This is a genomic window from Tamlana sedimenti, assembly GCF_038148895.1.
Lineage (GTDB): Bacteria > Bacteroidota > Bacteroidia > Flavobacteriales > Flavobacteriaceae > Tamlana.
This window is the reverse complement of the sequence record NZ_JBBVGQ010000003.1, coordinates 353,012-364,884: the sequence shown is the minus strand read 5'-3', so window position 1 is coordinate 364,884 and position 11,873 is coordinate 353,012. Positions and strand designations below refer to the sequence as shown.

The window sequence follows — 11,873 nt, the reverse complement described above, 5'->3', positions numbered from 1 at the left end:
AACAGGAATCAATTTTGAATACCTTTGAGTAATCGATTACATTTCAACTTATATTGAGTTATCGGAGGAAAAAAATCTACTAAAAAAAACAAAATTAAGCTAAAGAAAAATTACCATGAAACCTTTAAAAAAAGCTATGAAAATTAACTCTAAAAAGTTGCTTTTTCTGTTTATCATAACAGTAACAAGTGCTTATGCCCAAAACCCTGTTGTGAAAATAGATTTTGACCAAGGAGGTCGATCTTTATCCGAAGTAAATGACCCTGCATACGTGTCTTGGGTTGTTCCTGGAGCTGACTCGGCAAGTAAAACGGAGAATGGAATAACGTTTACGGTAAAAAGAGTTGGACCCTATGGGAACCAGTTGAGAACCAATTGGGAAAAGGCGGCCGTACAAGCCCCCTATTACGCAAGATTAGTCGGTGATGGGGTAACGGTCAATAATTTACAAACTGGCCAAAATGCACAAATTGAATTTCGTATGAGTGGTTTGCAACCAGGCAATCATACGTTGCTTGTGTACTTAAATGTAGTAGATAGTGAAGCTTATACCTATAGCCCAATTAATATTTCTGTTGAAGGAACCCAAGTGATTAATGACTTAGCGCCAAGTGTAAGAGCTAAAAAGACTTCAGATGCGGCTTATGCTTATCTTGAATTTACTGCTGTTGCAAGTACAGATGTGGTTTTTTTGTTTGCTGCGGATACATCTGGTTCTTACGATTTTTATAACGTGATGCTCAATGGGTTTGAATTGAATACACCAGACCCTGCTAAGTTGGCCAAAGATCCTATTCCGGCTCATGATAATGAACATGTAGAATTAAGTTCTGGTGGTGTATTGCTTGAATGGACTCCTGCCGATGCGGGTCCGTCATCCCACAATGTATATTTTGGTGCGGATTTCGACATGGTCAATAATGCTACAACCAGTTCAGATGAATACCAAGGAAATACTGTTGCTCCCTCATATCAAATAAACAATTTGTACACTGGAGACACTTACTTTTGGCGAATAGATGAGGTTTTTCTGGGAGGTGATGTTCAAAAAGGTAGTATTTGGCGTTTTCGTCCGGCGCATTTGGCATTTCCAGGCGCAGAAGGCTATGGACGTTTTGCTCGTGGTGGACGTGGAGGAAAAGTAGTGGCCGTTACAAATTTAAATGATAGTGGCCCAGGAAGTCTTAGGGAAGCCGTTACTAACGATATTGGCCCAAGAACCATTGTTTTTAATATTTCCGGACGAATTGATTTAAATTCGAGATTGGTTTTAAACCAACCATACGTTACCGTAGCAGGACAAACAGCTCCAGGAAAAGGAATAACAATAGCCAGAGCGCCATTTGGAGTTACTGGAGATGATTGTATTGTTCAAAATGTAAGAGTTAGATTGGGTGGAGGGCAAACCTACGATGGTATGGGAATGACAGGTGGTGACCATAGTATTATAGACCACTGTTCTATTAGTTGGACCATTGATGAAGCTTTTAGTTCCCGCGGAGCCCATAATATTACATTACAGCGGACACTAATTTCGGAAGCTTTAAATGCTGCAGGTCATCAAAATTATCCAGTTGGTACACAACATGGTTATGCGGCATCAATTGGTGGTGATGTTGGAAGTTTCCATCATAATTTATTGGCTCATAATTACGGCCGTAACTGGAGTTTAGCAGGCGGATTGGATGGAAATGGATATTATGCAGGCCTTTTGGATATTACAAACAATGTAGTTTATAATTGGGGGTCACGTACTACGGATGGCGGAACTAAAGAATTGAATTTCGTTGGTAATTACTATAAACCAGGTCCAGGAATTGAACTCACGAGATATGCATTGACTGTAGACCATGAAAATGTCGGTTTGGGAATGCAACGTGCCTTTTTTGACGGTAATAAAATGCCAGGATATTTTGATGAAACCAACCAAGACTACGGAAGAAGGTCAAGAGACTCGAACGGGGCCAACACAACTTATGAAACGTTTGTAAATGCGCCATTTTTCCCTTCTTATGTAACAACGCAAACAGCAGATCATGCTTATAAAATAGTACTGTCTGATGTAGGTTGTACACAACCTGTTTTTGATGATCATGATATTAGGATGATAAATGAAACCCTGGCCGGAACATATTCGGTAACTGGAAGTTATACAGGAAAAAAAGGGTTTCCAGATGATGAGGCCGATGCTGGTGGCTATGAAGATTATCCAGTGGTGTACAGGGAGTCAGATTGGGATACCGATGGTGATGGCTTGCCAAATTGGTGGGAGGAAATTATTAATACCGCAATAAATTCTCCTGCAGGGAATTTTTCAGATGCGAATGAAGATGGCAATAATGATGGTTATACCAATATGGATTATTACTTACAATGGATGAGTTTGCCTCACTACAGCACAGATTCTGGCGCAATGATTAGCGTGAATCTACAGGAACTATCAAGAGGATTTGAAAGTAGTCCTTCATATCAAATTTCTAATGTGGTGAATGGTTCAACTAACTTGGCTGGAAATATATTGGAGTTTACACCGGTAGCTTTAGGATTAGCTTCATTTGATTTTACAGTAACAGATTCAGAAGGGCACAGTATGACACGTACGGTAAATATTGTTAATGGAGTTGACCTTACATTGTCGGTTAATAAAAAAGTTATTGAAGATTTTAAGATTTGGCCTGTGCCCAATAACGGAACGTTTTCGATAAGAATAAAAGGTGATTTTGAAAAATCGGATTACAAAATATTTGATATTCTTGGTAAAGAAATATCTCATGGAATTATTGAAGGTGGTGTAGACAACAATCTGAAAATTAATGCAAAAGGAATTTTTATTTTGAAAATCATTGAACCGAAATCGAAACAAATTTTGCGAACCCAAAAAATTATTGTGCAGTAGGCTATGTACTTAAAAAGGGAAATAAATTGGATTTTACAGGGTATTTTTTTCCTGCATGTTTTCAATTTGTTTTCCCAAAATCATCATCAAGGACTTTCACCTGAAGTTGAATTTAAAGGTGACCATATCGTATATAGAGGAAATAAAATTCAGTTAGGACCAAAAGCCTTTTATATCGATGGGCGTTTGAGTGATAACCAAGCAACTCAATACAATTTTGTGTACAATTCTATTAATGAAGCTTCTAAGCATCTAACTAATGGAACTGAAGAAGGCCCCATGGTTCTCTATATTGCACCTTGGGTGTACTGGATTGATGACCCCGACGATTCTGAAATGAGAGTGCCCGATAGAATTGGAGGTACGCCCATTGGACTGGAAATCAATTGTGAATGGTTAAAATTTCAAGGGTTATCAGACAGTCCAGAGCACGTTATTTTGGCTAGCAATCGTGGACAAACTATGGGCTCTAAGGGTAATTTTACTATGTTCAGGATTAATGGTGATGGCACTAGTGCAGAAAATATCACCTTTGGGAATTATTGCAACATTGACTTGGTTTATCCTTTAAACCCAAAATTAAATAGAGAAAAACGTGGCTCAGCTATCGTACAGGCACAACTTGTTTTTTCAAACGGAGACAAGATCGTGGTCAGAAATTCTAGATTTATAAGTCGCTTGAATTTGGGGCCTTTCTGGGGAAGCAAACGTACTTTATTTGAGAACTGTCATTTTGAAATGACCGATGATGCCCTTAACGGAAGTGCTGTCTATCTCAACTGTACTTTTGATTTTTACTCTTCCAAACCTTTTTATAGAACAGATGGCACAGGTTCCGTTTTTTTAAACTGCGATATAACCTCATATACAAGAGGCAATCAATATTTTGCAAAAGCGAATGGTACGATAGCAGTGATTGATACTCGATTTTCTGCTGAAAATATAGAATATCTGGGTTGGCGCGATATTCCAGCTTTAGAAACGCGATATTATCAAAGTAATGTGAATTTAAACAGCAGTCCTGTTTTAATTAGCAAAAATGACCCTGATGCAACGGTAGATATTTCACAGAAACCACTACTCAATGCCTATCGTTTTGATTGCAACAATGCGATTGTTTACAACACCTATAATCTGCTTCGGGGAGATGATAATTGGGATCCATTGGGCATAAAACCTATTGTTGAGCAAGTTGAAAAGGAAACTGGTAAAGACTATTCTTCTATTCCAACACAACTCATCATAAAACCAACACAACAAAAATTAGAAACAGGAAAAGATAGCTTGCTTCTTGAAACGACAGTAAATCGTTTTGGCAATTTTGAAGTTGAAGGCGAAACTATAAACTGGCAAGTTTCAGATGGGTTCAAGCCTTTCGTTAAATTAAAGGAAATTCAAGATGGTAAGTGCTTGGTTATTCCAACGAATAATCAAAACGAAACCAAGAAAGTTATTGTAACAGCATCAACATCCTCGGGTTTAGAATCGGCTACAGTACTCTATATTGCACCGTCATTACTCAATCCGCCCATATTCATAAAACTCCCAAAGATCAGTAAACCAAGAGAGGGTAAGCTTCATTTGGATTATGATTTAGATATGACTTTTGAGGACCAATCATTAATAAGTTGGTATCGGTGTAAAAATGAAAACGGTGATGAGCCAATTGAAATCGCTGTATCAAGGTTTGATAGTCCTTTAAAAACATATCAACTTTCCGAAGGGGATATTGGTTATTATATTATGGCAAGCATATCGCCAAAGCATTTACGTTGCCACCCAGGCGAAGCCCAAACGGTGGTTTACAAAAAAGCAATTTCAGCTAAAGATGTAAAATCTAATGCTAAGATTTTAGTGCCTAATCTTGAAAACATGTCCAGTAAATATCAACCAAAAATTTTACCAGGTTTTTGGTCTTTGGATAGTTATGCGCCCAAAGATACCAAAGAGTTTAATTGGGAAGCTGATAACAGTCAAGACCCATGGTATTACGGCGAAGGCATTAACGGTGCTTCGGGCACTAAAGGTTTTGTGCAAAATACCAAAGGCGCTCGAATGCGCTATACACCCGTTGGCAATGATTTTGGCGATATGAAAATCAGTTTTTTGGCCGTCCCATCTAAAACGGCTGGCCAAGGGTTTAGTAGTGCCCGAATGCAATATATGGATGTTGGCATTAAAATGGACATCAAAAATATGAATGGCTATGCTTTGCGATTAATCAGAACCACAAAATATAGCGATGCCATCGATTTTATTTTAATGAAATATGAAAATGGGAATGCCATGGCGATAAGCCAACCCGTTTCAGCGTCATGTTACCGTCCCAATTGTAAAATTAGTGTTGTGGTTCAAGACAACAAGCTAATTGTTCAAGCCGAAAATACAGGAGATTATTTCACTAACCACGATACCTCAGAAGTTGTAAAAGTGGTTGATATGGAAGTTGAAATTGCTCCTAACAGTTATGGAGGAATAAGTTTTCAACATACCGGAACGGTGGGTAGTGGCGCAACATTGATTAAAGATTTAAAAATAGAATGGTTCTAAAAGATATTTAAAATATAAATGAAATACATAGTTTGCGAAAAACCGGGAGAGTTCCAGTTAAAGGATAAGGAAGCTCCAAAAAGAAAACAAGGTGAAGCCCTGTTAAAAATAAAAAAAGTAGGCATTTGCGGTACAGATTTGCACGCTTACAGTGGAAATCAGGCATTCTTTACCTATCCAAGAATTCTAGGCCATGAATTGGCTTCTGAAGTTTTGGAAATAGACGAAAATGAAAAAGGTATCAAGGCGGGAGATAAAGTGGTCGTAATGCCTTATGTAAGTTGTGGCAATTGTATTGCTTGCCGAAACGGAAAAACAAATTGCTGTACCAATATTAGGGTTTTGGGTGTTCATGCCGATGGTGGTATGCAACAGCGAATCACTGTGCCAGAAAATATTTTATTGCCTGCAAACAACCTTTCAGACAATGAAATGGCCATCGTTGAACCCTTAGCAATTGGTGCCCACGCTATTAGGAGAGCCAACATCCAAAAACGGGAAACCATTGCCGTGATTGGTTGTGGCCCAATAGGTATTGGTATTATGAAGTTGGCTCAAATAGCGGGAGCCAAGGTTATAGCTATTGATATGAACGAGCAACGATTGGACTATGCCAAGGAAAAAATAGGTGTGGATTATATTGTTAAAGCGGGAGAAACTGCTGTTGAAGAAATTTCTAAAATAACCAAAGGTGATTTATGTACTGCTGTTTTTGATGCTTCAGGGAATAAATATGCGCTCGAAGCTTGTCCGAGTTATATGGCACACGGTGGTCGTTTTATTTTAGTGGGTTTGTCTAAAGGAGAATTGGTATACAATCACCCAGCAATCCACGCCAAGGAGATGACATTAATGTGCAGCAGAAATGCCACGACAGAAGATTTTGAACATGTCATTAGTGTGCTTAATCAATTTCCAACAGATTCATTTATTACTCATTCGGTTGATTTCACGGAAATGATTCAAAACTTTGATAGTTGGCTAAAGCCAGAAACAGGTGTGATTAAGGCAACAGTAAGTTTTAATTAAAATTTTATAATGATAATAGATTCTCACCAACATTTTTGGAAATACGAACCTGTAAAGCATGATTGGATTGATGACGATATGGCCATTATTCGAAAGGATTTCATGCCGTCAGATTTAAAAAATGTCTATGTAGTAAATGGAGTGGATGGTTGTGTGGCAGTTCAAGCAGACCAAACCTTGGCAGAAACCGATTTTCTATTGGATTTAGCTTCAAAAAACGATTTTATAAAAGGCGTTGTTGGCTGGGCAGATTTGAGGAGCAATGATATTGAAATGGTCTTAGAAAAGTATTCAAGGTTTGAAAAATTAAAAGGATTTCGTCATGTGGTTCAAGGTGAACCCGACCATAATTTTTTGTTACGCCCAAACTTTTTAAGGGGTATTAAAGCCTTGGAAAATCTCAATTTTACTTATGATATTTTGGTTTTTCCGCACCAATTGGGGGCGGTTTTGGAGTTTGTTAAAGGTTTTCCAAACCAAAAATTTGTGATAGACCACATCGCAAAACCCTACATAAAAGATGGTTTTTTTGATGGATGGGCAACCTTAATGAAAGAAATTGCAAAATGCGAAAACGTTTATTGTAAGGTTTCTGGAATGATTACCGAGGCCGATTTTCATACTTGGACAGAGGCACAATTACAACCTTATTTAAACTTGGTTTTTAATGCCTTTGGAACAAAACGCATTATGTATGGTTCCGATTGGCCTGTGTGCCTAGTAGCTGGAACGTATACCCAAGTAAAAGCAATTATAACTACATTTATCAACGAGCTTTCAGAGACTGAAAAAGAGGCTGTTATGGGCAAAAATGCCATTGAATTTTATGATTTACGACTAACTAATTAAGAAGTATAAATGGATTTAGGATTAAAAAATAAAGTCGTTGTGGTTACCGGGGCGGCAGGAATTAAGGGGAGTATTGGCGAAACCATCGTACAGCATTTAGCCAACGAGGGTGCAATTCCGGTGATTGCATGTAGAAACGACCGCGGATATGGTTACGAAAAGGAACTTCAGGAAAGAGGTATCGATTCCATTTTTATAAAAACCGACCTATCCGATTACAAACAAATAGAAAAAGCTGCCAAAGTAATTGAAAAAAAATATGGTAGGGTAGATGCCTTAATCAATAATGTTGGCGTAAATGATGGGGTGGGGTTGGATAGTTCTATGGAAGACTTCATGTATTCCTTAAAATTGAATATGGTGAGCTACTTTGCCATGACAAAATACTGTCTGCCCATGATAAAAAAGGTTAAAGGCAATATTTTGAATATTGGTTCAAAAGTGGCCATTACCGGTCAGGGCGGAACTTCGGGTTATGCGGCGTCAAAAGGTGGTGTTTACGGATTGACCCGAGAGTGGGCCGTCGATTTAATTAAGGAAGGCATCCGTTGCAATGCCATTGTTATAGCAGAAAGCTGGACACCCGCTTACGATAATTGGATAAAAACTTTGGAAAACGGTGAAGAAAAACTAAAATCCATAGTAAAAAAGATTCCTTTGGAAAACAGAATGACCACACCAGCTGAAATTGCCGACCAATGTTTGTTTACAATATCAGCAAAGGCATCCCATACCACTGGGCAATTCATAACGGTTGATGGCGGTTATGTGCATTTAGACCGCTCGCTTTTAACAGACGCTGAATAATATTCAAAAAAAAATCAACCTCAAGAAAACACCAATTAAACCAAAACAAATGAGTAATAAGAAAATACCGGTAGTACCTAAAGAACTAATTGTGCCTTTTATAGCGGCAACTTCTATTTTTGCATTATGGGGATTTGCTAACGATTTAACAAACCCTATGGTTGCGGCGTTCAAAAAAGTTATGGTGCTTTCAAACAAGGAAGCCTATAATGTACAATTTGCATTTTATTTCGGCTACGGGGTTATGGCTATTCCAGCAGCTTTATTTATTAGAAGGTTTAGCTATAAATCGGGCATACTTTTAGGGCTGGCTTTGTATGCCATTGGAGCCGTTTTATTTTACCCCGCTGCTTTAGAAGAAAGCTATACGTATTTTCTAATTTCTCTTTTTGTGATTACCTGCGGATTGGGTTTTTTAGAAACTACATCCAATCCACTAATTCTTTCCATGGGCGATGCCTCAACAGCGACTCAAAGGTTAAATCTGGCTCAGTCATTTAACCCAATTGGGTCTCTAACAGGAATGATGATTGCAAAGTTTGTGGTTCTTGATAGAATTTTATCTGCCGATTATGTCGATAGTACAGAAATAATGGCTTTAGGTGCTGACAAAGCTGCAGAAATAAGAACTCATGACCTCGAAGTTATTAGCACACCATACATTTCAGTAGGCATATTTGTTGCGATAGTTTTCTTTATAATTTGGAAAACTAACATCCCTAAAATGTTTATGGGTGAACATCTTACAATTAAAGAATCTTTAAACAAGATATTTAAAAGTAAAACTTATTTATTTGGGGTAATTGCACAAACATTTTATGTGGGGGCACAAATTATGTGTTGGACCGCTATTTTTCAATTAGTTGAATATATTAACATGGGAAGAGGTGCTGAACAGGTTGACGGTACCTTTTGGAATATTGGTGCCATGTTATTGTTTGTTTCAACCAGATTTATTGGTACAGCGCTAATGAGAAAATTTAATGCTGCAAGCATGTTGACTGTATTTACAATAGCGGCAGTTTTATTGTGCGCAGGAGTTATAGTAACTAACGGTATTACAAGTTTAATTTGTTTAGTGTTGGTATCCGTATTCATGTCTATCATGTTTCCAACTATTTATGGCTTGGCTTTAAAAGACATGGGTGAAGAGGCAAAGTTGGCATCTTCAGGTTTAATTATGGCCATTGTTGGGGGTGCATTTCTACCTAAAATTCAGGCTGCTATTATGGATATTGGAGAAACTGTGAATGGTGAGGAGGTTTTTGGAGATGTTGTTATAGGTGGCATTACAGAAATTCATTTTTCATTCATTTTGCCTTTAATTTGTTTGGCAGTAGTTGGTTTCTATGGTATTTATGCTTATCGAGTTACCAAGCAAGCTTCACATTGAAATTGCAGTGACATGAAAACCAAACGGTATTGCTACACCTGCGATTTAAAAAATGATTCCAAGCTTATAGAAGACTACAAAAAGCATCACAAAGCCGAAAATGCATGGCCAGAAATAACCCAAAGTATTAAAGATGCAGGAATTATTGACATGCAAATTTACTTGACAGGAAATCGCCTGTTTATGATAATGGAAGTTGATGATACTTTTAGCCCTGAACGAAAGGCCAGAATGGATGCTGAAAACCCAAAAGTACAAGAATGGGAAAACTTAATGTGGAATTTTCAAGAAGCTATTCCTTGGGCTAAAGATGGCGAAAAATGGGTGGCCATGGAACGTATTTTTAAGCTTTGAAAAACTGAAAGCATTAAAATTTTAAAAATACCGTCAAGCTTAAAGCACCGTGCGCCCCAATAACCAATGACTGCTCAATATCAGCCGTTTTTGATGGCCCAGAAATAAACACGCCAAAATCGGTTGGTGCATTGTTCAGTTTTAGATAGGCTTGGTGCATATAAGGTACAATGTGTTTTTTGGAAACTACCAAAACCAAATGTTTGGTTATAAACGGTAAAACGCGAAACGGAAGTTGGCTATCTGCCACCCAAACCGCACCATTTTCGGCCACGGCCAAATCGCTTTCTAAAATTAAAATATCTAAATCTTCTAAGTCCTGTGGACTTTTAATGCTGGATAAATCTAAAGTGTTAAAATCTTTAGTATTTTCCAAAGTTGAAAAGTTAACCTTTACATCAGGAAACAATGTTTTAACCTGAGAAATAGCATCAATGTTCGATTTGATTTCACGCACATTACCACCCACAACTTCCACTTTTTTGGTAAACTCTTGTACGAGATTTAAACCTTCGTCAAAAATTGAAGGGTCTATATGTGGTAATTCTAATGAATCTGGTTTATTGGCCTTTATTTTGGCCAATATTTTTGCTCTACTTCCCATAACTTAATTGTTTTTGTTTTGTTGCCTTTCGTTATACCATTCATCAAAGCTCTGTTTCGGACCTTCGGGAAGGTCTCTGGCTTTTCCCCAAGCGTTAGGTTTGGAATTAATAAGCGATTTTGGCAGATTCCTGAGTGACCAACGGGCTATTTTTCCAACTTTTTCAAACTTTTTGGGTTTAGCAAATATGTTGCCCATCATTTGCATGGATTTCTTTTTTATAAAAGGCTGAGGGGTGTTTTTAGTGATAATTTGGCGCCATTTGTACAATTGTGAATGGATATCAATCTTTACGGGGCAGACATCGCTGCAAGACCCGCAAAGAGTAGAGGCAAAGGGCAATGAACTGTGTTTTGTTAAATCTTTACCAGGCGATAAAATGGAACCAATTGGCCCAGGTATGGTAGCATCGTAACTATGGCCACCACTACGTCTGTAAATGGGGCAGGTATTCATACAGGCACCACAACGGATGCAATGCAGTGAAGCCCTAAAATCGGGTCTGCTTAATTGTTCTGAACGGCCATTGTCCACAATGACAATGTGCATTTTCTTATCTGCTTTTGGTTTTTTAAAATGTGACGAATAAGTGGTTACAGGTTGCCCTGTTGCCGAGCGCGCCAATAATCTTAAAAATACTCCCAAATGCTCTAGTTTTGGGATAATTTTTTCAACACCCATGCAAGCAATGTGAATGGGAGCGATATGTGCGCCCATATCAGCATTTCCTTCGTTGGTGCATACTACAAAGCCACCAGTTTCAGCAATGGCGAAATTAACACCAGTAATGGCTGCATCTGCCTCAATAAACTTTTGTCTTAGATGCTTTCGCGCTTCTCCTGTTAAATATTGCGGGTCGCCATCACAGGGTTTAGTACCCAAATGCTCCTGAAAAAGTTCGTCAACCTCATGTTTATTTTTATGGATTGCTGGCAATACAATATGACTGGGTGGCTCTTTGGCCAATTGCACGATGCGTTCACCTAAATCGGTATCGACCACTTCAATACCATCGGCTTCCAAATAAGGGTTTAAATGACACTCTTCAGTTAGCATCGATTTACTTTTTACAACCTTTTTGGCATTGTTTTCTCTTAAAATTTTATGGACAATTTGGTTATGCTCCTCAGCAGTAGCTGCCCAATGTACCTCTACACCATTTTTTTTGGCATTGGCCTCAAATTCCTCTAAATAAGAATTCAAATTTGAAAGCATATGGGCTTTTATACCATGCCCCAAATTTCGTAATTCTTCCCAACCTTGCACATGGTGAACCGACATATCGCGTTTATGGCGCACAAACCAAAGGGCTTTGTCGTGCCAATTAACTTTCTTTTCGTCTTTATTAAATATGCTTGCTAATTGTGGATGGCTCATAATTTAATGGTTGG

The 11,873-nt window shown here is 38.1% G+C and carries 9 protein-coding genes; 7 read left to right on the top strand and 2 right to left on the bottom strand.

Annotated elements, in window-relative coordinates:
• Positions 1–115 precede the first annotated feature (115 nt).
• The 7 genes from WJN01_RS09820 to WJN01_RS09790 all read left to right on the top strand — a co-directional run bounded on the left by WJN01_RS09820 (position 116) and on the right by WJN01_RS09790 (position 9,878).
• On the top strand, positions 116–2,896 hold the full coding sequence (locus tag WJN01_RS09820; RefSeq protein WP_445196981.1) for a T9SS type A sorting domain-containing protein: 2,781 nt from the start codon (positions 116–118) through the stop codon (positions 2,894–2,896).
• 66 nt (positions 2,897–2,962) lie between these two features.
• Positions 2,963–5,446 carry a hypothetical protein gene (locus WJN01_RS09815; protein ID WP_445196980.1) on the top strand — a complete coding sequence of 828 codons (2,484 nt, stop codon included), beginning with the start codon at positions 2,963–2,965 and terminating at the stop codon, positions 5,444–5,446.
• 18 nt (positions 5,447–5,464) lie between these two features.
• Positions 5,465–6,475 carry a zinc-binding alcohol dehydrogenase family protein gene (locus WJN01_RS09810; protein WP_445196979.1) on the top strand — a complete coding sequence of 337 codons (1,011 nt, stop codon included), beginning with the start codon at positions 5,465–5,467 and terminating at the stop codon, positions 6,473–6,475.
• Between the two features lie 9 nt (positions 6,476–6,484).
• Entirely contained in the window at positions 6,485–7,324 is an 840-nt protein-coding gene (locus tag WJN01_RS09805; RefSeq protein WP_445196978.1) for an amidohydrolase family protein, read from the top strand.
• 9 nt (positions 7,325–7,333) lie between these two features.
• The gene (locus WJN01_RS09800) at positions 7,334–8,131 is read left to right on the top strand and encodes an SDR family oxidoreductase (RefSeq protein ID WP_445196977.1); all 798 of its coding nucleotides are present in this window, start codon (positions 7,334–7,336) and stop codon (positions 8,129–8,131) included.
• A gap of 49 nt (positions 8,132–8,180) precedes the next feature.
• Positions 8,181–9,524: an L-fucose:H+ symporter permease gene (gene fucP / locus WJN01_RS09795; protein WP_445196976.1), complete on the top strand. Its 1,344-nt coding sequence runs from the start codon at positions 8,181–8,183 to the stop codon at positions 9,522–9,524.
• 12 nt (positions 9,525–9,536) lie between these two features.
• Positions 9,537–9,878: an L-rhamnose mutarotase gene (locus WJN01_RS09790; RefSeq protein ID WP_445196975.1), complete on the top strand. Its 342-nt coding sequence runs from the start codon at positions 9,537–9,539 to the stop codon at positions 9,876–9,878.
• 13 nt (positions 9,879–9,891) lie between these two features.
• Here WJN01_RS09790 and WJN01_RS09785 read toward each other — a convergent pair whose 3' ends face one another.
• Entirely contained in the window at positions 9,892–10,482 is a 591-nt protein-coding gene (locus WJN01_RS09785) for a LutC/YkgG family protein (protein WP_445196974.1), read from the bottom strand.
• A gap of 3 nt (positions 10,483–10,485) precedes the next feature.
• Entirely contained in the window at positions 10,486–11,859 is a 1,374-nt protein-coding gene (locus WJN01_RS09780) for a lactate utilization protein B (RefSeq protein ID WP_445196973.1), read from the bottom strand.
• Positions 11,860–11,873 lie beyond the last annotated feature (14 nt).